Here is a 24,343-nt window from a genome sequence, read left to right as displayed (position 1 = left end):
TCCGATCCCAATGGAGAGATCCACCATGAAACGTATCGGCAGAGCGGTCGCAGCCGCGGCCCTCGCCCTCGTCGCCAGCACGGCGGCCCGGGCCCAGGACGTCACGCTCGACGTCTTCTACGCCTTCCCCGCTTTCGCGAAGTTCCACGAGCCGATCGCTCAGGAGTTCATGAAGGCCAACCCGAAGATCAAGATCAACTTCCGCGCGCCGGCGGCGAGCTATGACGAGGGGCATCAGGCGATGCTGCGTCAGTCGGTCACCAACCAGCTGCCGGACGTCTATTACTCCGGCTTCCATCTGCTGACCGAATTGGTGGAATCGCTCGACAAGCGCAAGCAGCTCGTCGATCTCGGCCCGATGCTGGCGGCCGAGCCCGAAGCCTGGCGCAAGGCCAACTACTCCGATGCCCTGCTCTCGCTCGGACAGGTCAATGGCAAGCAGTCGGGCCTGGCCTTCAATGCCTCGACGCCGCTGATGTATTTCAATGCCGAGCTGGTCAAGAAGGCCGGCGGCGACCCCGACAAGATGCCCGACAACTGGAGCGATCTCGTCGCGCTCGCCAAGAAGATCCGCGAAGGCAACAGCGATGTCGCGGGCCTCGCCTACAACATCCATGACTGGCCCGACGACTGGCTGTGGCGCGGCATGATCCTGCAGGCCGGCGTGCCGCTGCTGGATGCCAGCGGCAAGAAGGTCGCGTTCGGCGGCGCCGTCGGTGAGAAGGCTCTGCAGACCCTGCGCAGCTTCGTCTCGGATGGCGGCATGCCGCTGATCGACTGGGACCAGTCGCGCCAGCAATTCATCGCCGGCAAGATCGGCATCTTCTTCGACACCCCCGCCCGCCTGCGTCAGGTCACCGACCTGATCGGCGACAGGTTCACGCTGAAGACCGGCCTCTTCCCGGTCGACGACAAGGCCAAAGGCACGCTGCCGACCGGCGGCAACGCCGCGCTGATCACCGCCAAGGACGCAGCCAAGCAGAAGGCCGCCTGGGAATTCATTAAATTCGTCACCGGCCCCGAGGCGCAGAAGATCGTCGTGGAGACAGCCGGATACATGCCCACAAACCTGCGGGCAGGAAGCGATGAGTTCCTCGGCCCGTTCTACAAGGCCAATCCCAACTTCCGCACCATCAACGGCCAGGTCGCCCGCGCCGCGCCGTGGCAGGGTTATCCGGGCGGCAACTCCGTCCGCATCTGGCGCACTCAGCGCGAGATCATCAACAGCGTGATGCGCGGCGAAACCGCGCCGAAGGCGGCGATCGAGCGCATCGTCTCCGAAACCGAAGCGCTGATGAAGTAACCGGATCGGACCATCCGATACGCAGTTAATTCCGTCGCCCGGTCCCTTGGGACCGGGCGACGTTCCGATTACCCCTGAATGCCGCGCCCGACAGGTCTAACCCCGATGATCATCGCCCAGCTCAGCGATTTCCACGCCCGTCCGCATGGCCGCCCGGCCTATGGCGACGTCGATACCAACGCCGCAATCCACAAGGCCGTGGCGGCGGTCATGGCGCTCGATCCGCAACCCGACTGCGTCCTGGTCACGGGCGATCTCGCCGATTGCGGCCTGCCCGAGGAATACGCCATCGTGCGCGACGCGCTCGGCGCCCTGCCGATGCCGGTCTATGCCGTGCCCGGCAACCATGACCGGCGCGAGGCCTTCGCGGCCGCTCTGCACCCCCATTATCCGCATCTCCAGGCGACGGGCTTCCAGCATTATGTCGTCGAGGATTTCCCCGTCCGTCTGATCGGCCTCGACACGGTGATTGCGGGTCAGGATGGCGGCGAGATTTGCGCGGAGCGCGAAGCCTGGCTCGCCGAGCGCTTGGCGGAAGGCCAGGGACGCCCCACCCTGATCTTCATGCACCACCCGCCCTTCAGGGTCGCCGTCGACGGCATGGATGTGATGCCCTGCCGGGTCTCGCCCGGTTTTGCGCAGCTCATCGCCCGCCATCCCGAAATCGAGCGGATCGCCTGCGGCCATTATCACCGGCCGATCCAGCTCAGATTCGCCGGTACGATCGGCTATGTCGCGCCCGGAACCGCTCATCAGGTCGCGCTCGACCTGCGCCGTGGCCAGGAAAACCGCTTCATCCTGGAGCCGCCGGCTTTTGCGCTGCATGTCTGGGATCGCGAAGCCGGCCTCGTCAGCCATCTGCAGCCGATCGGCGATTTCGGGCCGCGCCGCGATTTCGTACTCGACCCCGCCTATCCCGGCCAGGCGCGGCAGGACGTGATCCATGTCTGAGCAGCGCATGTCTAAGCAGCGCATGTCTGAGCAGCGAGCCTCCTCATTGCTCGGCCCCGCTGACGCGCTCGCGCGCCGCGCGGCCGAACTGCTCGTCCGCATGCAGGACGACCCGCTCTCCGTCACGCGCAAGGAACTGCGCGACGTCGTGACGGCAGCCGATCTCGCCTCGGAAGCCCTCGTCATCGAGGGTCTGCGCGCCCTGACGCCCGATGCCGCCATCCTCTCGGAGGAGGCGGGATTTTTCGGTTCTGCCGATGGCGCGCGCTGGATCATCGACCCGCTCGACGGAACGGTGAACTATGCCAGCGGCCTGCCCTGGTTCTCCGTGACGATGGCTTATCAGGAACAGGGCCGAACCCTGCTCGGCCTGACCCACGCCCCCCTTGCCGGCCTCATCGCGCGCTATACGGCGGACGGCGTGGCCACCGTCAACGACCGCCCTGCCGCAGTCTCGGTGACAACAGACCTTGCCGATGCCGTGATCTCCGTCGTGCTCACCTCGCATTATTCGACCGAGGAGGTGGAGCGCACCACAGATGTCATCCGGCGGCTGGCCGGCATCAGCCGCGGCGTCCGCATCGTCGTCTCCGGCGCTCTCGAAATGTCGCTGGTGGCCGCCGGAAAACTGGATGCTTTCGTCGGGCTCAAGGCTGACATCGTCTCGCATGCGGCCGCCCTGCCGCTGGTGCGTGCTGCCGGCGGCCGCGTCACCACCGTGAACGGACGCGATTCCGGCGATGACGACCTCGAGAAGATCGCATCCAACGGCCATCTGCATGAAGAGCTTCTGGAGGCGATCCGCAGCGCGTGATCGCTCGCATGCATCGCCGATCAGCGAAGCGCGAGATGCCGCTCGAAGCGCGCGCGCTTGCTGGCGAGCGCGTCAGCCATCGCGGCATCCGGCAAGACCTCCGAGTCCACATGGCCGCCGTCGGTCTTTGCCAGCAGCGGACCACCAATCCCTTGGCGCGCCAGCCGCGCTGCGCCAAGCGCCGGTCCGACCGACGCGCTTTGCGCCACCGACAGCTTCATGCCGACAGCGCTGGCAACGAGGCTGGCCCAGAGCCGGCTGCGGGACCCGCCACCAACAAGTGCCAGGCGCTCGATGCCAGCCCCCGTCGAGAGCAGTGCATTGTGGCAATCCCCAAGCGCCATCGCGACGCCCTCGAGCACGGCCTGCACCAGATGCAGCGGCGTCGTCGCCAACGTCAGCCCCGAGAACCCGCCGGTGAGATTCGCATCGTCATGAGGCGTGCGCTCACCCGCCAGATAGGGCGTGAAGACCGGCGTGTCGGCAATGGCGATGTTGGCAGCCTCCACCTCGTCCACCAGCCGAGGAACGTCGCTTGCGCCGACGAGCGCGGCCACCCAGTTCAATGCCGCTCCGGCGCTGAGCACACAGCCGTTCTGAGCGAAAAGGCCGCCGACCGCATGGCGATGCGTATGCATGCCCTGCCCGCGCGCCGGCAGGAAACGGTCATTGGCGAGGAAGTAGACGCCGGATGTGCCCAGGCTGATCGAGCCCGCTCCGGCCTCGATGATGCCGGCACCGACCGCACCGCACATGTTGTCGCCGGCGCCCCCCACTACGGGCGTGTCTGCGGCCATGCCCCATCGCGTCGCAAGCGCCGGCCGCAAACCGCCTCCGATCGCATCCGAGGCGATGAGCGCGGGCAATTGCTCGCGATCGACGCCGCAAGCCGCCAAGAGTTCGGCATTCCACTCGCAGGCGACCGTGTCCATCAACAAGGTCGCACTGGCATCGGCATGGTCGCTGACGGCAGCGCCAGTGAGTTTCAGGCGGATATAGTCCTTCGGCAGCAGGATGCGCCGCGTCCTGGCCAGGACGTCCGGCTCGTGCCGGGCGAGCCAGAGCAGTTTCGGCGCCGGAAAGCCCGGCATCGCGCGGCACCCGACGAGACCGGCGAAATCGGGAAGCGCCGCTTCAATCTCCGCGCATTCGCGCGTGGCGCGCCCGTCATTCCACAGCATGGCCGGGCGCAAGGCGCGCTCTGCATCGTCCAGGGAGGCAACACCGAGCATCTGACCGGACAGGCCGATCGCAGCGACCGCGCGCATCTGCGTGGGTTCGGCCGCAGCCAAAGCATCGAGCGTCGCCTCGACGGCACGCCACCAATCCTCCGGATGCTGCTCGCACCACAAGGGCCGTGGCCGCGACACGCTCAGCGGCGCCATGGCTTGCGCGATCACCTGGTCATGCGCATCGACGAGCACCGATTTGACGCCCGACGTACCCAAATCGATGCCGAGAACAGGCGCCACCGGCAATCAGCCCCGCATCAGCTTCAGCACGGCCGAAGCCGCGCGTTCGTCGGTGATCAGAACGGAGGCAAGCTTGGCACGCAGCGCGGCGGCGATGATGGCGGCCTTGTTGATCCCTCCCGAAGCGAGAATGACCGTCGGGATCAGGCGCAGGGCATCATGCGGCAAGGCGATGGCACGACGGTTGATCGGATGATCGACCGGCTGGCCCTGCGCATCGATGAATTGCCCGAGCATGTCGCCGACAGCGCCGGAAGCGGCGAGATCCTCGACCGCCACGTCGCGCGGCAGGCCGTAGCGGATCAGCAGCGACCGATCCGTCAGGTCGCCGGCACTCAGGACAGCCACATCCGTGGCGCGGATCCGGGCGAAGGCCTCCTCGAACACGTCCTGCGCCACGATCGTGTCGCGCGATTCCGGCGTGCCGGCATAGATCGGCGCCGCGAGATAATGGCATTCGGCCTGCCAGCGGCGGGCCAGCTGGCTGGCGATCTCGAAAGTGTTGAGCTCGATGCCATAGGTCAGGCCACCCATCATCGAAGTCACCTTCATGCCCGGATACTGGCCGGAGCGCACATGCCGGATCGTCTCCCGCAGCGTGCCGCCCCAGCCGACGCCGAACACGCCGGACGGCTGCTCCTCGATCAGTCGCGAGATGAACTCGCCGGCCGCCTGGCCGATCAGCGGATGCACCTGCTCGGCCTTGGCGGGCGTGGGCACCACCACGGCCTCGCGCAGGCCCAGTTCCTCGACAAGCGCGCGCTCAAGCCGCACGCAGCCTTCGAGGCGGGAGTTGATGGTGATGTTGACGAGGCCGTTGCCGCGGGCCTCGACGAGCAGGCGGTTGACCCGCAGGCGCGTCATCTTCAGGCGGTCCGCGATCTCCGCCTGGGTGAGCCCTTCCATGTAATAGAGCCACGCGGCTCGGACCTGGGTTTGTGCATCGTCCGGCATCGTGGCTCCCATGGGCGACCATTTCGTGCGCGAGCGGCTGGCGCTCGGTCACCCTGGCTGGAATACATCGGTCCCGGACCGCATCACAACGCAATTCGCGTCAGTGCCAAACGCCGCCGGAACCGGGCCGGCATCGTCAAACACGGCCTTGACCGAAACTAATGTAAGATACAAAATACATCTGTAGAAAGCTTTTTTTGGAGCCCTGATCCCGACATGTCGCGAGCCGTGTTTCTCTACGCCGCAGGCGATGCGCGCGTTGCGCCCTTCAATCTCCGGGAAGGCGCGCCGGGCGAGACGCTTCTCGATGTCGCGGCGGTCGGCCTTTGCGGCAGCGACCTGCATTATTACAAGGATGGCGGCATCGGCGCCGCGTCGATCGTCGAGCCCTTCGTGCCCGGCCATGAATTCGGCGGTTGGCTGACGGAGGATCTGCCGGAGCTCGGACTGGCGCGCGGTGCACTCGTCGCCGTCGACCCCAACCACGCCTGCGGCCATTGCGAGCACTGCCACGCCGGCCACCCCAATCTTTGTCCCAACGTGGCGTTCATCGGCGCGCCGCCCCATCACGGCGCCATGACCGAGCGCATCTGGGTGCCGAAATCTCTCATCGTGCCCGTGCCCCAGGATTTCACGCCGACGGATGCCGTGATGCTGGAGCCGCTCGGCGTTGCCATCCATGCCGTCGACCTCGCCAAGCCCAAACTTCTCGAGCGGGTCGCGCTGATCGGTTGCGGGCCGATCGGGCTGCTCATCCTTCAGGTCCTTAAAAGCGTGGGAGCCGGCGAGATTCTCGCCTGCGATCCGCTGCCGCACCGCCGCGCGCTCGCGCTGAAACTGGGCGCGACGCGGGCGGGCGCCAGCGTCGACGACATCGCCGAATGGACGCAGGGCGAAGGCCTGCCGCTGGTCATCGAGGCCACGAACGCGCCCGAGGGATTTCGCGATGCGGTGAGGGCTGCGCGCATCGGCGGCCGGGTGGTGCTCGTCGGCATACCCGATGGCGACACCTATGTTCTGCCGGCTTCGGAAGCGCGGCGGCGCGGCCTGTCGATCAAGTTTTCGCGGCGCATGGGGCATGTCTATCCCCGCGCGATCGAACTCGTGGCACTGGGCAAGGTCGATGTGAATGCGGTGGTCAGTCACCGCTTCTCGCTGGAGGAAGGCCCCGACGCCTTTCGCCGGCTGGCGGTCAACGAACCCGGCATGGTCAAGAGCATCATCTACCCATCGGGCCAATCCGCCCGAGGCTGACGCTCGCGAGGCGCCTCGCCTCAGACGAAATAGTCGGGATGTTCCGCCTGGAGACGCAGAAGATCGGGCAGCAACGTGCCCAGATGCTGGCGCATGGCGGCACCCGCCGCCGGGGCATCCTGCCTGCGGAGGGCGTCAACGATCGAGAGATGCTCGCGGATCACCATTTCCATGCGGCCGGGCACGGGCAAGGTCATCCGACGGCATCGGTCGATCTGCCCTTTGGCGGCCTGGGCGATCTTCCAGATTCCGGGATAACCGGCCGCAAAAGCCAGCGCCTCGTGAAACTCCTCATCTGCGAGATGGAAGCCCTCCTGATCGCCGGCATCCAGCGCTTCGCGATGCCGCGCGATAATGGCTTCGAGCCCGCTCGCCGTGGCACGGGTTGCGATCCCCGCCAAAAGCTCGACGGTGGCGCATTCGAGCGCCTGCCTGATGAAGACGGCCTCTGGGATTGCCCCTGTCGGAATCCGCGCCACGAAGGTGCCGGCTTGCGGAAAAACCTCGACGAGCCCTTCTTCCTTCAGCCTGATCAACGCCTCGCGCACAGGTGTCCGGCTGATGCCGAAGCGCGCGGTCAGATCTTTCTCGACCAGCGGAGCACCGGGCTCCAGCTGCATGGCGAGAATCGCGCGCCTTAGCTCGTCCTGAACCAGCGAGGCGGCAGTCGACCGTCCGGCCGGCGAGACCCCGCCGCGCTGCGGGCGGCGCCGTCCGCGATCGTCGCCTGCATCCCTCGCGATTTCCGACATCGCCCTGCCCTGCCTTCGCCTGCGGAATCAGCCGAACGCTGCCGCCAATGCTTCTAGCGCATTGAGTGAGCCGATAGCACGGGATGCTTTGACATACTAGTATATTAGTATATTGACCCGGCGACGATACTGCCGTTATGGTCCCAGCCGATCCGGTCGCGGGGCATGACATGCCCGTCCCGCGCCTGGCCAAGGAGGCCTATCCCTGTGACCAGCACCGCCACGAAAACCATCGACGAGCGCCAGGCCGCACATCCGCGCGATGTGAAGCGCTACGACACGCAAACGCTGCGCGAGGATTTCCTGATCGAGCGCATCTTCGTGCCCGGCGAGGTGACGCTGACCTATAGCCACTACGACCGCATGATCGTGGGTGGAGCGACCCCCGCCGCCAAGCCGCTGACACTCGCTCCGTTTGCTCCCACGGGCACGCCGTTCTTCCTGGCGCGCCGCGAACTCGGCGTGATCAATATCGGCGGCGCAGGCCATGTCACGGTCGATGGCGAGCGCTTCGATCTGCCCACGCTGGACGCCCTTTATGTCGGGCTCGGTGCGAAGGACGTGTCCTTCACCAGTGCGGACGCCGCCAACCCAGCGAAATTCTATCTGACGAGCGCGCCAGCCCATCGCGAGGCGCCCCATCAGATCATTCGCCAGTCGGATGCCAACACCTTGCATCTCGGCAGCAGCGAGACCTCGAACAAGCGCACCATCCGCCAGTACATCATGCCGAATACGACCGGCACCAACCAGCTCGTGATGGGCATGACGGCGCTGGACACCGGCTCGGTCTGGAACTCGATGCCCTGCCATACCCATACGCGGCGCATGGAGGCCTATCTCTACTTCAATCTCGATCCCGCCCATCGCGTCTTCCATTTCATGGGCGAACCGACCGAGACCCGCCACCTGCTGGTGGCCAACGAGCAGGCAATCATCGCACCGAACTGGTCGGTGCATTGCGGCTGCGGCACCTCCAATTACAGCTTCGTGTGGGCCATGGCCGGCGACAATGTGGAGTTCACCGACATGGACCCGGCTCCCGTCGAGACCTTGCGCTGATGGGCGCGCACGCGCCCTTCGATCTCGGCGGGCGCACAGCGCTCGTGACGGGCGCCAATACCGGTATCGGCCAGGGCATTGCGCTGGCCCTGGCCCAGGCCGGTGCAAGGGTCGTGGTCGCCGGCCGCTCCTCGATGGATGAAACGCTCGCGTTGATCGCGGACGCGGGCGGAGCGGCGATCCCCCTTTCCGTCGATCTTCAGAAGCCCGGCATTGCGGCCGAGGTCGTGTCCGAGGCGATAGCGGTCGCTGGGCCGCTCGATATCCTCGTCAATAATGCCGGCATCATTCGCCGTGCCGACGCGCTGGATTTCAGCGAAGCTGACTGGGACGAGGTGATGAACCTCAACCTCAAGGCGACATTCTTTCTGTCACAGGCCTTCGCCAAGACGGCGTTGGCAGCCGGGCGCTCGGGCCGCATCGTCAATATCGCCTCGCTGCTCTCCTTCCAGGGCGGCATCCGCGTCGCCTCCTACACGGCGAGCAAGAGCGGGTTGGCCGGGTTGACCCGGCTGCTCGCCTGCGAATGGGCGGCCAGGGGCATCAACGTCAACGCGATCGCTCCCGGCTATATCGAGAGCAACAACACCCAGGCGCTGCGCGCCGACGCCGACCGCAACACCGCGATCCTTGCCCGCATTCCCGCCGGCCGCTGGGGCAAGCCGTCGGATATCGGCGGTGCCGCGGTGTTCCTGGCGAGCGACGCCGCCGCCTATATCCATGGCGCGATCATCCCTGTCGATGGAGGTTGGCTGGCCCGATGACGGATCATCTCGACTCCTTCTTCCAGCATGCGGACGATCTCGCCTGGGAAGCCACCGACCCCGGCGTCAAGCGCAAGATCATGGCCTATGGGCCTGATCTGATGGTCGTGCGGGTGCTCTTCGAGGCCGGCGCGATCGGCAAGCCGCACCAGCACATCCATCGCCAGGCCTGCTTCATCGAAAGCGGGGTCTTCGACGTCACCATCGACGGCCGAACGGCGCGCCTCAAGGCCGGCGACAGCTTCTTCGTGCCCTCGAACCTCGTCCACGGCGTCATCGCCATCGAGGCCGGCCAGCTCGTCGATTCCTTCACGCCGATGCGGGAGGAATTTCTCTAGCAACCACCCTGCCCGCGCTTGCGGGTCGGGTTCCCAATCACGGGGCAAGAACGACCGGAAAAAACCGGCGAACTTAAAACGGGAGGATTATCATCATGCTGACCAAACGCAGTTTTGCCGCGCTCGCGGGCGCAGCCTTCATCGCCGCCGCCACGACCTCGGCACAGGCCCAGAACGTCACCCTGCGCTCGACCGACATCCACCCCGACGGCTATCCGACGATCGAGGCCGTCAAATATATGGGCCAGCAGCTCGAGAAGAGCACAAATGGCCGCATCAAGATCAACGTCTTCCACTCCGGCCAGCTCGGCCAGGAGAAGGACACGATCGACCAGACGCGCTTCGGCGTCATCGACCTGAACCGCATCAACATGGCGCCGTTCAACAACCTGATCCCGGCGACCAACGTGCCGTCCCTGCCCTTCATCTTCCGCTCGGTCGATCATATGCGGAAGGTCATGGACGGCCCGATCGGCGACAATCTGCTTGGCGAATTCGACAAGCATGACCTGATCGGCCTTGCCTTCTACGATTCCGGCTCGCGTTCCTTCTACAACTCGAAGAAAGCGATCAACTCGCCCGCCGACATGAAGGGCATGAAGATCCGCGTCCAGCAGTCCGACATGTTCGTCGCTCTGGTCTCGGCGCTCGGCGCCAACGCCACGCCGATGCCCTTCGGCGAGGTCTATTCGGCGCTCCAGACCGGCGTCATCGACGGGGCCGAGAACAACTGGCCGTCCTATGAATCGACCCGCCATTTCGAGGTCTCGAAGTTCTATTCGGTGACCGAGCACTCGCTTTCGCCGGAAGTGCTGGTGATGTCGAAGCGCAGCTTCGCCAAATTCTCGCCCGAGGATCAGAAGCTGATCCGCACCGCTGCCAAGGAGTCCGTCGCCAAGATGCGCGAACTCTGGGATGCGCGCGAGAAGGAATCCGAAGCCAAGGTCAAGGCCGGCGGCGCGCAGATCAATGCAGTTCAGAAGCAGCCCTTCATCGACGCAATGAAGCCGGTCTACGACAAGTTCGTCACCGACGCGAAGCTCAAGGACATGGTCGCCTCGATCCAGGCGGTGAAGTGAACCGGCGCTACGCCGTTTCCTGACGACATCCTCCGCGTCATCCCGGGTCTGCCTGCCGTCACCCGGGATGGCGCGGAAAGGATGAATACGTTCAAGCCGATATCCGCACCGGAAGTGCCCCATGCATGCTCTCGCACAAATCCTGACGCGGATCGGAGCCAAGCTCTGTCTCGCCTCCCTTCTCATCGCCGGCACAGGCCTGGTCCTGATGACCGTGATGGTCGCCTGGGGCGTCTTCGGGCGCTACGTCCTCAATGACACGCCGATCTGGGTCGAGGCCGGCTCGCTCTTCCTGATGGCCTGGTTCATCCTGCTGGGCTCGGCCGTCGGCGTGCGCGAAAGCGACCATCTCGGCTTCGAGGTCGGGCTGGCGCTCTCGCCGCCGCCGCTGCGCAAGGCGCTCATCATCATCACCGAGGTCACGGTGCTTCTCTTCGGTCTCGCCATGCTCGGCTATGGCTGGCAGCTCGCCGCCGGCACCTGGAGCGACCGCATGCCGATCATCGGTATTTCGCGCGGCTGGGACTATGTCCCGATCGCCGCCGGCGGAGCGCTGATCGCCTATTTCTCACTCGAAAAGCTGATGCTCTTCCTGACCGGAGAGCGGCGCGCCTCGATCGGTTTTGCCCATTTCGCTGTCGTCGACGAGGTCTGAGCCGATGGAATTGTGGATTCTCTTCGGCGTTTTCGCGCTGTTCCTCCTGATCGGCACCCCTGTCGCCTTCAGCCTCGGCATCGCTTCGGTCTCAACCGTCATCTATATGGGCCTGCCTCCGGTGGTCGTGTTCCAGCAGATGAGCTCGGGCATGGGCGCCTTCGCGATGATGGCGATACCGTTCTTCATCTTCGCCGGGGATCTGATGATCCGCGGCGGCATCGCGGAGAAGCTGGTCCAGATGGCGGCCAGCATGGTCGGGCATCTGCGCGGAGGCCTCGGCCAGGTCAATGTCGTGACCTGCACGCTCTTCGGCGGCATCTCCGGCTCGGCCGTCGCCGATGCATCGGCCATCGGCGGCCTGATGATCCCGCAGATGGTCAAGCGTGGCTACGACGCGGATTACGCGGTCAACGTGACCGCGAACGCAGCGATCATCGCCCTGCTGATCCCGCCCTCGCACAACATGATCATCTATGCGCTCTCGGCAGGCGGCAATCTCTCCATCGCCGATCTCTTCACAGCCGGCGTCATTCCCGGTCTGCTGCTCTGCCTCGCCTTGATGGGCGCAGCCTGGGCTGTCGCGGTGAAACGCGGATATCCGGCCGAGGCCTTTCCCGGCTTCGCGGCGGTCGGGCGCTATGTGGTGCTGGCTCTGCCGGGCATCCTGCTGATCGGTATCATTTTCGGTGGCGTGCGCTCCGGTGTCTTCACAGCCACTGAATCATCCTGCGTGGCGGTAGTCTACGCCCTCCTTGTCACGGTATTCGTCTATCGGCAGCTCACCTGGGAAGGCTTCGTCGAAGCGACGCTCGGCGCGGTTCGCACCACCGCCATGGTCCTGCTCGTCATCGGCACTGCCGGCTCCTTCGGCTGGCTGATGGCCTTCCTGCAGGTGCCGCAGGCGACGATCGGAGCGATGAAGGCGGTCTCCGACAACCCGATCGTCGTGCTCCTGATGATCAACGTCATCCTGCTGGTGCTCGGCACCTTCATGGACATGGCGCCGATGATCATCATCTGTACGCCGATCTTCCTGCCGGTGGTCAAGGCTTTTGGCGTCGATCCCGTCCATTTCGGCGTGATCCTGATCCTCAACGCCGGCATCGGCCTGAACACGCCGCCGGTCGGCTCCGTCCAGTTCGTCGCCTGTGCGATCGGGCGGATCTCGATCGGTCAATCGATGAAGACGATCTGGCCCTTCTACGGCGCAAGCATCGCCGTGCTGCTGCTCGTCACCTATGTCCCGGCGGTCTCGCTCTGGCTGCCGAGCGTGTTCCGGTGACGGTACAGCCGGGAGCCGGGCGGCCGGAGTTCCGCCGCCTCCGGCGCGAAGTCAGCTATCGCGCCGAGGTCTGGCGGTGCCGGTGAGGACGGCAGGGCCGGCGGGCTCAGGTTTCGAGGCAGGCATGAGCGCCTGGGTTCCAACGATGGTCGGATTTCGAGCTTCGATCTCGGGCCGATGCTCCTAGAAGCGCGCCATGCGCCGGTCGATCGCGTCCTGCAGATGATACCAGCCGCTGACGATCGGCAGGTACCATGGCGTGCCGCGGTAGAGCGGGTTGTCGGGAAAGGCCGGATCGTCGAAAGCGCTCGCCCGGTTCTGCCGGCCCAGCAGCTTCAAAGCCGATTGATGGCCGAGATAGGTCATCAGCGCGACGCCGTTGCCGTTGCAGCCGATGGCGAAATCGACTCCGTCATGCCGGCCCATATGAGCGATCTTGTCGAAGGTCATGCCGACCTTGCCGCTCCAGCAATGGGTCACGCGATAACCCGCAAGCTGCGGCCAGACCTTCAGCATCATCGCATGCAGTTTCGGTGCGGCCTCGCGCTCGGGCATGTAGAAGGCGCCGGGCCGGCTGCCGAACAGAACGCGCGTCCCATCCGGCGAAGGCCGGCTGTAGATCAGCTCGCGCTTGCTGTCGGTGATCATGCGCTTGCCGGGATTGATCTGCGCCATCAATTCGGGCGGCAGCGGCTCAGTGGCGATCTGGTAGCTGCGCACCGGCACGATGCGGCGCTGGAGATAGGGCTGGGCCTTGTCGGTATAGCCATTGGTGCCGAAGAAGACGTTGCGCGCCCGGATCGTGCCGCGTCCGGTCTCGACCGTATGGAAACCAGCTTCGGCCGGACCGACCTTGAGGACCGGCGCATGCGAGCGCAGCGTCGCGCCATTGGCGGCGGCGAGCCTGCGCAGCGCGCTATGATATTTCGCCGGATGCAGCCCGCCATACTCATCGATCACGATACCGCCATGGTAGAAATCGGTCCCCGTGACCTCATGCTGGCGGGATTTCGGGATGTCGTGGACGGTAACGCCGGTATGCTCCGCCAGAAGCTCGCCCTGGCGGCGCAAGCGGTCGTAATGACCAGGCACATGCGCGCCGAAATAGCGCCCGAGCACCGCAAGATCGGCATCGAGGCCCTGTTCGCGGATCAAGGTCTTGAGATGGTCGTAGGAGGCCAGCGAATCCTCCAGCAACCGCGTCATCCGGCCGGCATCGACGCCCTTGATCGCGCCGCCGATCACCAGCTTCTGGCCGCTGGACACCATGCCGCCGGAGCGGGTGCTGGCACCGGCCCCAAGCTCCTCGGCATCGACGACGGTGACGTCGACGCCGTTGCGGGCGAGTTCGGCCGCCGCCGACAGCCCGCAATAGCCGGAACCGACGACGAGCACGTCGGTCTGCGCCGGCAGCGGCTCACGCGCGCTTTCCGGCGGGGCTGCGTCCCACCAATAGGGATTGGTCGTGAAATCCGGCGACAGAATGCTGGAATCATCAGGCATGGCTCGCCTCCCCGAAGGATCTGATATTCGACAGGAAGGCGCGGGTGCGCTCATGTCGTGGATTGCCGAAGAATTCGGCCGGCGGCCCCTGCTCGACGACGCAGCCATCGGCCACCGAACTCCGCTTCTTCCACTTGGCGACCGTCTTCTGGTTGATCCCGTAGCGCTTCGACAGCGCCCTCAGGCTCTCTTGACTATGCTGTATCGCTCGACGGACCGCCTCAGTCGTCGTGGCGCTCCCGTGAAGAACCTGGCCCATAGCGCATCCCTCGATTCCTGCGTCGAGATTGCACCATCAAAGCCCGGGATCAAACAACTAGGCCTGCGCCGCTTCGGCCTCGATAGCGAGTTGGGCGATCGCCGCGCGAACCTTCTCGACGAGGCCTAGCGCCAGCGCCGAGCGGAACCGCCCGCTCGACCAGACCACGCCGATATCGTAGAGGATCGCAGGCCGAAAGGGGCGCACCACGATGCCCCGCCCGCTATATTCAGCCGCGGTATATGGGTCGACGATGCTGACGCCTGCGCCGGCCGCGACCAACGAACAGGCGATCATCGACAGCGGCGTCTCGACCCGGGTCTGCCGCGTGACCCTCGCGGCCTGAAAAAGCGCATCGATCCGGTAGCGCAACTGCGTGGTCTGTTCGAGCGAGACGAAGGGCTCGTCGATGAAATCGGCCGGTTCGAGGATCGATTTCGCGGCCAGACGGTGCCCTTCCGGCAAAACTGCGACGCTGGGAACCGGCGGCAGCAGCTCGACGTCGATATTGGGAAAGTCGAGCGGGTATTGCGCGAAGCCGAGATCGCAGAAGCCGGTCGTGACCCAGTCCACCACTTGCGACGAGATGCTGCCATAGAGCGCGAGTTCGAGACCCGGCTTTTCCGTGAGATAATGCCCGACCAGACGCGGCAGGAAGCCGACATTGAAGGTCGGCAGCGCGGCGACCCGCAGGCTGCCGGAAAGCCCCTCGCGCAGGTTTCTCGCCGCACTCTGGATGCGATCCAGGCCGACGAATTGCCGCTCGACCTCGCGGTAGAGCGACAAGGCCTCATTGGTCGGAACCAGCCGCGTACCACGCCGCTCGAATAGTTTCAGCCCGAGCGCATATTGCAGATCGTGGATCAGCCTGGTCACCGCCGGCTGGGTGATATGGAGCGCGCGAGCCGCCGCCGTCACGCCGCCGGTCACGATCACCGTGCGGAAAGCCTCGATCTGGCGCGGATTTAGCATGGCATCGGCTCCCTCGCGGCAAGCCATAACATTTGGACATGGATTGGACGAATCATTCGATTTGACCAAGTCCAAACTGTCGCAGACCCTCTCGTCACACTCAAAAATGAGGAGGGGTTCATGAAATTCGCGTGGGTTGGACTATTGATGACGACGACGGCGCTCGGTGCGAGCACCGCGGCCCTGGCACAGCAGAAGACGATATTTGTTGCCGGCTACGGTGGCTCCTACGAGCAGTCGATGCGCAAGGAGGTCATCCCCGCGTTCGAGAAGCAGGCCAACGTCAAGATCGAATACGTCGCCGGCAATTCCACCGACACGCTCGCCAAGCTGCAGGCGCAGAAGGGCAATCAGCAGATCGATGTCGCCATCGTCGATGACGGGCCGGCCTATCAGGCGGTGGCGCTCGGCTTCTGCGGCACGCTGACCGCAGCGCCCATCTACAAGGATGTCGCGCCGGTGATGCTGTTCAAGTCGAACAAGGCGGTGGGTCTGGGTCTGGTCGGCACGGGCTTCATGTATTCCAAGAAGGCTTTCGAGGAGAACAAGTGGCCCGCCCCCACCTCCTGGGCCGATCTGAAGGACAAGAAATACGGCAAGAAGATCGTCCTGCCGCCGATCAACAACACCTATGGCCTGCATGCCCTGATCGCGGAAGCGCAGCTTGCCGGCGGCGGCGAGAGCAATATCGAGCCGGGTTTCAAGGCCTTCAAGGACGAGATCAACGCCAATGTCCTGGCCTATGAGCCGTCGCCGGCGAAGATGACCGAGCTCTTCCAGAACGGGCAGGCGGTGTTTGCGGTCTGGGGTTCGGGCCGTGCCAAGGCCTTCGCCGATACCGGATTCCCCGTCGAGTTCGTCTATCCCAAGGAAGGCGGCTATGCGCTCGGCGTCGCAGCCTGCCCGATCGAGGGCTCGAAAGTGGCAGCCGAGGCCAACGCCTTCATCCAGTTCATGCTCTCGCCGGATATCCAGAAGATCATGGCCAAGAGCGCCGGCTTCGGCCCCGCCAACGTCACGGTGACCCTGACCAAGGACGAGCAGAAGGGCCTGCCCTATGGCGATGAGGTGAAATCCCTCAAGGCCGTCGACTGGGACATCGCCAACGCCAAGCGCGAGGAATGGACCAAGCGCTGGAACCGCGAGATCGAGCGCTGACGGCAAAAGACGAGCGGATTCGCACCATGTCGCATCTCGTCCTCAACGGGCTGAGCAAGTCCTATGGCGGGGTCACGGCCGTCCAATCGCTCGATCTTGCGGTCGAGCGGGGAGAGTTCGTCTCCCTGCTCGGGCCGTCGGGCTGCGGCAAGACCACGACCTTGCAGATGATCGCCGGCTTCGTTGCCGTCGATCGCGGCAACATCCTGCTCGACGGCAACGATCTCGTCTCGGTCGCGCCGAACAAGCGCGGCCTGGGCATCGTCTTCCAGAGCTATGCGCTGTTTCCGCATATGACGGTGGCGCAGAACATCGCCTTCGGGCTTGAAATGCGCGGCATCGACAAGGCCGAACGCGAGACGCGGACGCTGGAGGCCATGGCGCTCGTCGGCCTCAAGGGTTTTGCCGATCGCTATCCCAGGCGCATGTCGGGCGGGCAGCAGCAGCGTGTCGCGCTGGCGCGAGCGCTGGTGATCAAGCCGGCGCTCCTGCTGCTGGACGAGCCGCTCTCCAATCTCGACGCCAAGCTGCGCGAGGAGATGCAAAGCGAGTTGCGGCAGATCCAGCGTTCGATCGGGACGACGACGATCCTCGTCACTCACGATCAGCACGAGGCGATGGCTCTCTCGGACCGGATCGTGGTGATGAACCACGGGCGCGTCGAGCAGGTCGGCGCTCCCGATACCGTCTATGGCCGGCCGGCCAGCGCCTTCGTCGCGAGCTTCCTCGGCAAGACCAACGTGCTGCGCGGCACGAGCGACGGCCACGGCAAGGTAAGCCTTGGCTCCCTGTCGCTTGCGATGGCGGGCGCCGCTTCCGGCCCGGTGCAGATTGCGATCCGGCCTGAGCGGCTGGCTTTTGCGGCAGTCGGAGCGGCCGGGCTCGATGCACGCGTCTTGAGCCGCGTGTTCCAGGGCACGCATTGGCTGCTGACAGCCGAGAGCGCAGCCGGCGCACTCACTCTGATGCGCCATAATGACGGGCACCCGGTGCCGGCCGAGGGCGAGGCCATCCGCCTCAGCTTTGCCCCGGCTGATGCCTCGCTGCTGCGCGAGGGAGCGGCAGGATGAGCCTCGCCATCTCCAGCCGCGCCACCCCCTATTATCTGACGGGCCCCGCTCTGCTCGTCTTCCTCGGCCTGGTCATCATCCCGCTGGGCATGACCGTGCTGCTCTCCTTCTACGATTGGGGCCAGTACAAGGGCATCGTCCCGGAATTCACGCTGAAGAACTGGATCGAGGTTTTCACCGATTCCTATTTCTTCGAGATCTTCCTGCGCACCTTCCGGATCGCGATCCTGGTCACGCTGGCAACGATGCTCATCGGCGTGCCCCAAGCCTACATCCTCAACCGCATGTCGCCGGGCTGGCGCAGCGCCATTCTGCTCGTGGTCATCGGCCCGCTTCTGGTTTCGGTCGTGGCGCGCACGCTCGGCTGGGCGCTGTTGCTCGGCTCGACCGGGCTGGTGAACCAGGGGCTGATCGCACTCGGCCTCATCGCCGAGCCCCTCGCCTTCATGTTCACCGAGACGGGCATCGTCATCGTGCTCATCCACGTGCTGATCCCCTTCATGATCCTGGCCGTCTGGGCCTCGCTGCAGCGGCTCGACCCGCAGATCGAGAACGCCGCGCTGTCGCTCGGCGCCGGCCAGACCACGATCTGGCTGAGGGTGATCCTGCCGCAGATCGTGCCGGGCATCCTGTCGGGCGCCATCATCGTCTTCTCGCTGGCCGCGAGCGCCTTCGCATCCCCCGCGATCATCGGCGGCCGCAGGCTCAAGGTCGCCGCGACGCTGGCCTATGACGAGTTCCTGAACACACTGAACTGGCCGCTCGGCGCAGCCGTGGCGAGCCTGCTCCTGCTCGCACTCGTCGCCATCACCGTCGGCTCGAACCGGCTGATCGAGCGCCGTTATTCGCAGGTGTTCGAATGATGAATCGCTCGAAAGCTTCAGCCCTCGTCCTGAGAGGCACGGGGAGATTTTCTCGGCGCAGAGCGGCGAGGTCGTTCACATGAGGAAGAACGGCCCGCTCGCGCTCTGCTTCAACCTGCTTTTCGTCATCTTCATGCTGGCGCCGCTTTTGATCGTCTGCGTCGTCGCCTTCACGCCCGAAGGTTATCTCTCGCTGCCGACGCGGGGTCCGAGCCTGCGCTGGTTCAAGGCGATCTTCGACTATCCCGAATTCGTGCGCGCCTTTCGCGACTCGCTCTGGCTCGCGGCGCTGTCCTCGACCTTCGCCATCACGCTCGCAGTGCCCGCCGCACTCGCCATTGCGCGCTATCGCTTCCGAGGCCGCGAGGCGCTGACGACGCTGTTCATGTCTCCGCTTATGGTGCCCCATGTCGTGCTTGGCATCGCCTTCCTGCGCTTCTTCTCGCAGATCGGCCTGTCCGGCACCTTCCTTGGCCTGCTGCTGAGCCACATCATCGTGGTGCTGCCCTTCGCGCTCCGGCTCGTGCTCGCCGCCTCCTACGGCATCGACCAGCGCATCGAGCACGCCGCGATCTCGCTCGGGGCCGGCAATGCCACGGTGTTCCGCCGGGTCACGCTCCCGCTCATCCTGCCCGGCGTGGTCTCGGGCTGGCTGCTGGCCGCCATCAACTCCTTCGACGAGGTGACGATGACGGTCTTCATCGCCTCGCCGGCCACAGTGACCTTGCCGGTGCGCATGTTCCTCTACATCCAGGACAATATCGACCCCCTCATCGCAGCCGTTTCCGCCTGCCTGATCGCCATGACCGCCGGACTTCTGATCGCGCTGGACAGGATCTACGGGCTGGACCGGCTGTTCGTCGGAAGCGGAAAGGGCTGAACGGCCGTGTCATCCAAAATCAACCAGACAGAGCCTGACGTCGTCGTGATCGGCGGTGGCGTGGTTGGCGGCGCCATCGCGCTGGGCCTCTCGCGCAGCGGCGCAAGCGTTACCATCCTCGACGAAGGCGATGTCGCCTTTCGGGCATCGCGCGGCAATTTCGCGCTGGTCTGGGTCCAGTCGAAGGGTTTTGGCATGCCCGAATACGCGAAGTGGTCGCGCCGCTCGGCCGATGCCTGGCACGGGCTTGCCACCATTCTCAGCGAGGAGACCGGCATCGACGTCGCCCACAGCCAGCCGGGCGGTTTCATGCTCTGCCTCTCCGAGCAGGAACTCGGCAAGCGCGTCGATGCGATGCGCCGGCTGCACAATCAGGAGACGATGACCGATTTTCCGTATGAGGTGCTCGATCACGCTGAAACCAAACGCCGCCTGCCCGATATCGGCAAGGAGGTCGTCGGCTCGCTCTACAGCCCGCTCGACGGCCATGTGAACTCGCTGAAGCTGTTCCGCGCGCTCCGCGAAGCGACCATCCGCCGCGGCGTGGATTACCGCCCCAATCATGCGGTCGAGACCATCACACCGCGCGACGGCGGCTTTCGCATCAGCGGGCCATGGGGCGAACTCGGTGCCGGCAAGATCGTGCTCGCAGCCGGGCTCGGCAATGCGCGCCTTGCTCCGAGGGTCGGTCTGCATGCCCCGGTGAAGCCGAGCAAAGGCCAGATCATCGTCACCGAGAAAACTGCGCCGTTCCTCGACAACCCGATGGTGACGATCCGCCAGACCGACGAGGGCGGCGTGATGATCGGCGACAGCCAGGAGGATCGCGGCTTCGACACGATCGTCGGCCAACCGGTCCTCTCCGTGATGGCCGACCGCGCGGTGAGGATGTTCCCGCGCCTCGCCGGCCTCAACGTGGTCAGGACATGGTCGGCACTGCGCGTTATGAGCCCCGACGGTTTCCCGATCTACGAACAGTCGCAGAGCTGCCCCGGCGCCTTCGTCGTCACCTGCCATTCCGGCGTGACGCTGGCCGCCAACCATGTCCTGACGCTTGCCCCGGCCATTCTCTCCGGTGTGCTGCCGAATGCAGTCGCGAGCTTTTCCGCACGGAGGTTCCATGTTCCGGCCCATGTCTGAGCTCAGGCTCGCCTCTGACGGCAAGGCGGAGCACGATGCGACGCGCGCGCCCAGGCTCAGCTTCAGCTTCGACGGCCGCCCGCTCACCGGCCGCGATGGCGACACGGTTGCGGCGACCTTGCTGGCCAACGGCATCGATGCGTGCCGCGAGACGCCCGTCTCCGGCGCTCCGCGCGGCCCCTATTGCATGATGGGCGTCTGCTTCGAATGCCTCGTCGTCATCGACGGCGTCGGCAACCGGCAGGGCTGCATGGTGCCGCTGCGCGAGGGCATGGCGATCGAGACCCAGCACGGCCGGCGTCAGCCCGAGGAGACGCAAGCATGAAGGCCGTGGCCGAAATCGGCGAGATCGCCGATCATTACGACCTCGTTATTGTCGGAGCCGGCCCCGCCGGCCTCTCGGCAGCCAGCCGCGCAGGCGAGCACGGCCTCTCGGTCCTGCTGGTCGATGAAAACCCGGCCCCGGGCGGCCAGATCTATCGCTCGATCACGACGACGCCGGTTTCCGATCGCACCGTGCTCGGCGAGGATTACTGGCGTGGCTCGGCCATCGTCGCGCGCTTCGAGCGCTCGGCTGCATCCTACGCCGCGCGCTGCACGGTCTGGTCGATCGCGCCTGAAGACAGCGACTTGCCGGGAGCAGCTTTCGAAATCGGCCTCTCGCTCGACGGCCATGCCCGGCTGATCATGGCGGGTCAGGTCATTCTCGCAACCGGCGCACAGGAGCGCCCTTTCCCGATCCCCGGCTGGACGCTTCCGGGCGTGATGACGGCAGGCGCCGCCCAGATCGCGCTGAAAAGCTCGGCGATCGTCCCCAAGGGCCGCATCGTGATCGCAGGCTGCGGGCCGCTGCTCTATCTGCTCGCTGGCCAGCTTGCGGCGGCCGGTGCCGAGATCGTCGCCGTGCTCGACACCACGCCGCGGCGCAACTGGTCTGCCGCTCTTGGCGCACTGCCAGGTTTCCTGCGCTCGCCCTATCTCGCCAAGGGCCTCAGGCTGATGGCGAAGGCGCGCCGCAACCTGCGCTTCATCGGCGGCGTCACCAATCTGACCGCCGAAGGGACAGGCCGCGTCTCCTCGGTCCGTGTCGAACGCGGCAATGCCACGCAGAGCATCGCCTGCGACACGCTGCTGCTGCATCATGGCGTCATCCCGAGCGTCAACCTCTCGAACGCCGCCGGCTGTCTCCATGATTTCGACGAGACCCAGCATGGCTGGGTGCCGCAACTCGATGATTGGTTCGCTTCATCCGTGCCGGGCATCGCGATCGCCGGCGACGGCGCTGGTATCGGCGGCGCCGAAAGTGCAGCCTTGCGCGGCGAGATCGCTGCGCTCGACGCCGCAAGGCGGCTCGGGCGCATCACGATTCCCGAGCGCGACGCGCAGGCTGCGCCGATCCGCGCTCAGCTGGAACGGAGCCTGCGCGGCCGACGCTTCCTCGATCTGCTCTACAAGCCGGCAATGCAGTTCCTGGCACCGCCGGTCGACGAGACCATCATCTGCCGCTGCGAGGAGGTGACCGCCGGCCAGGTGCGCGATGCCGCAAAACGCCTCGGCGTCACCGGCCCCAATCAGATGAAGGCCTTCCTGCGCTGCGGCATGGGTCCCTGTCAGGGCCGGCTTTGCGGCCCCACTGTCGTCGAGCTGATCGCCCAGGCGCGCGGCACGACGCCAGCCGAGGTCGGCTATTATCGCCTGCGGCCGCCGGTGAAGCCGGTCACGCTCGCCGAGCTCGCATCGCTGCCGCCGAGCGAAGCGGCGGTCAAAGCGGTGGTTCGGTGAGCGGCGATCGCGCGCCTTGCGCCATCAGCCGCGCCTTCACCCTTTTCAAACCAGGAGAAAGACCATGACGATCACCCGTTCCATCCGCACACCCATCCAGAACCGCGTCGTCCAGACCGGCGGGCTGGTTTTCGTCGGCGGCACCATCGCCGATGACACAACCCAGTCGATGGGGCCGCAGACGCAAAACATCCTGACGAAGATCGAAAGCTATCTCGGCGAGGTCGGCCTCGATCGCAAGGCGATCGTCGCCTCGAGCATCTTCGTTACAGACCTCTCGCAGAAGAAGGAGATGGACGCCGTCTGGACCGCGTTCTTCGGCGACGAACTGCCGACCCGCGCCACTGTCGGCGTCGCCGATCTCGGCGGCGGAGCGCTGATCGAGGTCGTGGTGACCGCCGCGAAGTCTTGAGCCGAGGAGGCGCGCTGCAGCCTCCCTCCAACTCCGGCATCAGGCGTCAGGCGTCAGGCCGACCGCAGCATGACGCCTTTTTTGGTATCGTGCAGCCTCGGCTGGAAGGCTGCGTCCCCATTTGCCATCATTACCGTGCTGCGCTTTCGTGGAAAATGCGGGTCATCCCGGCCGGAGCGAAGCGAAGAGCCGGGATCCATGCCTGAACCTTGATCGGAAGCGCTCCGGAATGGATCCCGGGTCAAGCCCGGGATGACGGCCTGTTTCCGAGTGAAATCAGCCCCCAGCCAGCCAACACACAACTCAGCCCATCGGCTCGATTGACAGGCAGCCTAGCAAACGGAAAACTGTGCGAAATGAGAATAATAGTGCGATAATCGCACAATTGGGAGGTTGCCGCTCATGAAGACCAAGTCCGGATTCTCGCGCCGCGCGCTCATCGCGATTGGTGGTGCGGCCATGCTGGTTGGCCCGGCGCTCGCGCAGGCGCAAACGGTCAAGGTTGGATTGATCCTGCCGATGACCGGCCCCTTCGCCTCGACCGGCCGGCAGATCGAAGCCGCAGCCAAGCTCTACATTGCTCAAAACGGTGCAACCGTCGCCGGCAAGACCATCGAGCTCGTCATCAAGGACGACACCGGAACGCCCGATGTGACCCGCCGCATCGCGCAGGAACTTCTGGTCAACGACAAGGTCTCCTTCCTCGCCGGCTTCGGCCTGACGCCGCTCGCCTTCGCCGCCGCGCCGCTGGCGACGCAGTCGAAGACACCGCTGATCGTGATGGCTGCCGCGACGTCCTCGATCACCGAGCAGTCGCCCTTCGTCGTGCGCAGCAGCTTCACCCTGCCCCAGATCACGATCGGCATTGCCGATTGGGCCTCCAAGAACGGTATCAAGAAGGCCATGACGCTGGTCTCCGATTACGGCCCCGGCATCGACGCCGAGAAGGCCTTCAAGGAGCGGCTGACGGCGGCCGGCGGCGAGGTCGTCGGCGATGTCCGCGTGCCCTTGCGCAACCCTGATTTCTCGCCCTTCCTGCAGCGCGTCAGCGACGCCAAGCCGGATGCGCTCTTCGTCTTCGTGCCTTCGGGGGCCGGTTCGCAGTTCATGAAGCAGTTCGTCGAGCGCGGGCTCGACAAATCCGGCATCAAGCTGATCGCGACCGGCGATGTCACCGATGACGACATCGTCGACAGCATGGGCGATGTCGCGCTCGGCACCATCACCACGCATCACTACTCCGCCGCCCATCCCTCGCCCGAGAACAAGGCCTTCGTCGAGGCCTTCCGCAAGGCTGCCAACACCCGCCCCAACTTCATGGCGGTCGGCGGCTGGGACGGCATGCACCTGATCTACGAGGCGCTGAAAAAGACCAATGGCGCGACCGACGGCACCGCGCTGGTCGAGGCGATGAAGGGCATGAGCTGGGTCAGCCCGCGCGGCCCGGTCTCGATCGATCCCAAGACCCGCGACATCGTCCAGAACGTCTATGTCCGCAAGGTCGAGAAGGTGAATGGCGAGCTGTACAACGTTGAGTTTTCAACGTTCGAGGCCGTGCCCGATCCGGTCAAGGCGGCCAAGTGAAGGCCTGAGAACACGCAGACGGCCTAGCCGTCATTGC

24 protein-coding genes and 1 pseudogene are annotated in these 24,343 nt (G+C 65.3%); 19 read left to right on the top strand and 6 right to left on the bottom strand.

The window, feature by feature from the left end; all coding sequences use genetic code 11:
• Nucleotides 1-25 precede the first annotated feature (25 nt).
• The 3 genes from C4S73_RS05355 (at nt 26) to C4S73_RS05345 (ending at nt 3,068) form a co-directional block, all read left to right on the top strand.
• On the top strand, nt 26-1,303 hold the full coding sequence (locus C4S73_RS05355; RefSeq protein WP_103871452.1) for an ABC transporter substrate-binding protein: 1,278 nt from the start codon (nt 26-28) through the stop codon (nt 1,301-1,303).
• Nucleotides 1,304-1,381: 78 nt separating this feature from the next.
• A complete protein-coding gene (locus C4S73_RS05350) occupies nt 1,382-2,254 on the top strand; it encodes a phosphodiesterase (RefSeq protein WP_244595449.1) in 873 nt (290 codons plus the stop codon).
• A gap of 22 nt (nt 2,255-2,276) precedes the next feature.
• Complete coding sequence (locus tag C4S73_RS05345) at nt 2,277-3,068, top strand: inositol monophosphatase family protein (protein ID WP_160115674.1); 792 nt, start codon at nt 2,277-2,279, stop codon at nt 3,066-3,068.
• A 20-nt stretch (nt 3,069-3,088) separates the two neighbouring features.
• Here the strand turns inward: C4S73_RS05345 and xylB are convergent, their stop codons facing one another.
• The gene (gene xylB, locus C4S73_RS05340; protein ID WP_160115673.1) at nt 3,089-4,540 is read right to left on the bottom strand and encodes a xylulokinase; all 1,452 of its coding nucleotides are present in this window, start codon (nt 4,538-4,540) and stop codon (nt 3,089-3,091) included.
• Nucleotides 4,541-4,546: 6 nt separating this feature from the next.
• Nucleotides 4,547-5,494, bottom strand: a complete 948-nt coding sequence (locus C4S73_RS05335) for a sugar-binding transcriptional regulator (protein ID WP_103871838.1) — start codon at nt 5,492-5,494, stop codon at nt 4,547-4,549.
• 216 nt (nt 5,495-5,710) lie between these two features.
• On the opposite strand from C4S73_RS05335, the gene C4S73_RS05330 reads away from it, so the two are divergent.
• On the top strand, nt 5,711-6,748 hold the full coding sequence (locus tag C4S73_RS05330) for a zinc-dependent alcohol dehydrogenase (protein WP_103871448.1): 1,038 nt from the start codon (nt 5,711-5,713) through the stop codon (nt 6,746-6,748).
• 20 nt (nt 6,749-6,768) lie between these two features.
• Here the strand turns inward: C4S73_RS05330 and C4S73_RS05325 are convergent, their stop codons facing one another.
• Nucleotides 6,769-7,500, bottom strand: a complete 732-nt coding sequence (locus tag C4S73_RS05325) for a GntR family transcriptional regulator (protein ID WP_103871447.1) — start codon at nt 7,498-7,500, stop codon at nt 6,769-6,771.
• 207 nt (nt 7,501-7,707) lie between these two features.
• Here C4S73_RS05325 and kduI point away from each other — a divergent pair, with 207 nt between their 5' ends.
• The 6 genes from kduI to C4S73_RS05295 all read left to right on the top strand — a co-directional run bounded on the left by kduI (nt 7,708) and on the right by C4S73_RS05295 (nt 12,683).
• Nucleotides 7,708-8,562, top strand: a complete 855-nt coding sequence (gene kduI / locus C4S73_RS05320) for a 5-dehydro-4-deoxy-D-glucuronate isomerase (protein WP_244595448.1) — start codon at nt 7,708-7,710, stop codon at nt 8,560-8,562.
• Complete coding sequence (gene kduD, locus C4S73_RS05315; RefSeq protein WP_103871445.1) at nt 8,562-9,326, top strand: 2-dehydro-3-deoxy-D-gluconate 5-dehydrogenase KduD; 765 nt, start codon at nt 8,562-8,564, stop codon at nt 9,324-9,326. The genes kduI and kduD overlap by 1 nt, the downstream gene beginning before the upstream one ends.
• Entirely contained in the window at nt 9,323-9,664 is a 342-nt protein-coding gene (locus C4S73_RS05310) for a cupin domain-containing protein (RefSeq protein ID WP_103871444.1), read from the top strand. The genes kduD and C4S73_RS05310 overlap by 4 nt, the downstream gene beginning before the upstream one ends.
• A 95-nt stretch (nt 9,665-9,759) precedes the next feature.
• The gene (locus C4S73_RS05305; protein WP_103871443.1) at nt 9,760-10,743 is read left to right on the top strand and encodes a TRAP transporter substrate-binding protein; all 984 of its coding nucleotides are present in this window, start codon (nt 9,760-9,762) and stop codon (nt 10,741-10,743) included.
• Nucleotides 10,744-10,864: 121 nt separating this feature from the next.
• Nucleotides 10,865-11,398: a TRAP transporter small permease gene (locus C4S73_RS05300; RefSeq protein ID WP_103871442.1), complete on the top strand. Its 534-nt coding sequence runs from the start codon at nt 10,865-10,867 to the stop codon at nt 11,396-11,398.
• A gap of 4 nt (nt 11,399-11,402) precedes the next feature.
• Nucleotides 11,403-12,683, top strand: coding sequence for a TRAP transporter large permease (locus C4S73_RS05295; RefSeq protein ID WP_103871441.1), 1,281 nt, complete (start codon nt 11,403-11,405; stop codon nt 12,681-12,683).
• A gap of 183 nt (nt 12,684-12,866) precedes the next feature.
• Here the strand turns inward: C4S73_RS05295 and C4S73_RS05290 are convergent, their stop codons facing one another.
• The 3 genes and pseudogenes from C4S73_RS05290 to C4S73_RS05280 form a co-directional block, all read right to left on the bottom strand.
• Nucleotides 12,867-14,186 carry an NAD(P)/FAD-dependent oxidoreductase gene (locus C4S73_RS05290; protein WP_103871440.1) on the bottom strand — a complete coding sequence of 440 codons (1,320 nt, stop codon included), beginning with the start codon at nt 14,184-14,186 and terminating at the stop codon, nt 12,867-12,869.
• A 106-nt stretch (nt 14,187-14,292) separates the two neighbouring features.
• Nucleotides 14,293-14,445 (bottom strand): annotated as a pseudogene (locus C4S73_RS05285) (IS481 family transposase); the annotation flags it as partial.
• A gap of 57 nt (nt 14,446-14,502) precedes the next feature.
• Nucleotides 14,503-15,417 carry a LysR substrate-binding domain-containing protein gene (locus tag C4S73_RS05280; RefSeq protein WP_103871837.1) on the bottom strand — a complete coding sequence of 305 codons (915 nt, stop codon included), beginning with the start codon at nt 15,415-15,417 and terminating at the stop codon, nt 14,503-14,505.
• Between the two features lie 120 nt (nt 15,418-15,537).
• On the opposite strand from C4S73_RS05280, the gene C4S73_RS05275 reads away from it, so the two are divergent.
• The 9 genes from C4S73_RS05275 to C4S73_RS05235 all read left to right on the top strand — a co-directional run bounded on the left by C4S73_RS05275 (nt 15,538) and on the right by C4S73_RS05235 (nt 24,306).
• Complete coding sequence (locus C4S73_RS05275) at nt 15,538-16,575, top strand: ABC transporter substrate-binding protein (protein ID WP_103871439.1); 1,038 nt, start codon at nt 15,538-15,540, stop codon at nt 16,573-16,575.
• Between the two features lie 26 nt (nt 16,576-16,601).
• Entirely contained in the window at nt 16,602-17,645 is a 1,044-nt protein-coding gene (locus C4S73_RS05270) for an ABC transporter ATP-binding protein (protein WP_103871836.1), read from the top strand.
• Complete coding sequence (locus C4S73_RS05265) at nt 17,642-18,508, top strand: ABC transporter permease (protein WP_103871438.1); 867 nt, start codon at nt 17,642-17,644, stop codon at nt 18,506-18,508. Before C4S73_RS05270 ends, C4S73_RS05265 begins: the two co-directional genes overlap by 4 nt.
• Before the next feature lie 79 nt (nt 18,509-18,587).
• Entirely contained in the window at nt 18,588-19,388 is an 801-nt protein-coding gene (locus C4S73_RS05260; protein WP_103871437.1) for an ABC transporter permease, read from the top strand.
• Between the two features lie 6 nt (nt 19,389-19,394).
• Complete coding sequence (locus tag C4S73_RS05255) at nt 19,395-20,528, top strand: NAD(P)/FAD-dependent oxidoreductase (RefSeq protein WP_103871436.1); 1,134 nt, start codon at nt 19,395-19,397, stop codon at nt 20,526-20,528.
• Nucleotides 20,521-20,853, top strand: coding sequence for a (2Fe-2S)-binding protein (locus C4S73_RS05250; protein WP_244595447.1), 333 nt, complete (start codon nt 20,521-20,523; stop codon nt 20,851-20,853). The genes C4S73_RS05255 and C4S73_RS05250 overlap by 8 nt, the downstream gene beginning before the upstream one ends.
• Nucleotides 20,850-22,310, top strand: a complete 1,461-nt coding sequence (locus C4S73_RS05245) for an NAD(P)/FAD-dependent oxidoreductase (RefSeq protein ID WP_103871434.1) — start codon at nt 20,850-20,852, stop codon at nt 22,308-22,310. The genes C4S73_RS05250 and C4S73_RS05245 overlap by 4 nt, the downstream gene beginning before the upstream one ends.
• Before the next feature lie 64 nt (nt 22,311-22,374).
• Entirely contained in the window at nt 22,375-22,722 is a 348-nt protein-coding gene (locus C4S73_RS05240) for a RidA family protein (RefSeq protein ID WP_103871433.1), read from the top strand.
• Between the two features lie 402 nt (nt 22,723-23,124).
• Nucleotides 23,125-24,306: an ABC transporter substrate-binding protein gene (locus tag C4S73_RS05235; protein ID WP_103871432.1), complete on the top strand. Its 1,182-nt coding sequence runs from the start codon at nt 23,125-23,127 to the stop codon at nt 24,304-24,306.
• The last annotated feature ends 37 nt before the right edge of the window (nt 24,307-24,343 follow it).

This window comes from Allobosea lathyri, from assembly GCF_900108245.1.
Lineage (GTDB): Bacteria > Pseudomonadota > Alphaproteobacteria > Rhizobiales > Beijerinckiaceae > Allobosea > Allobosea lathyri.
The sequence above is the reverse complement of the archived record's forward strand: the minus strand, read 5'-3'. Positions and strand labels throughout refer to the sequence as shown.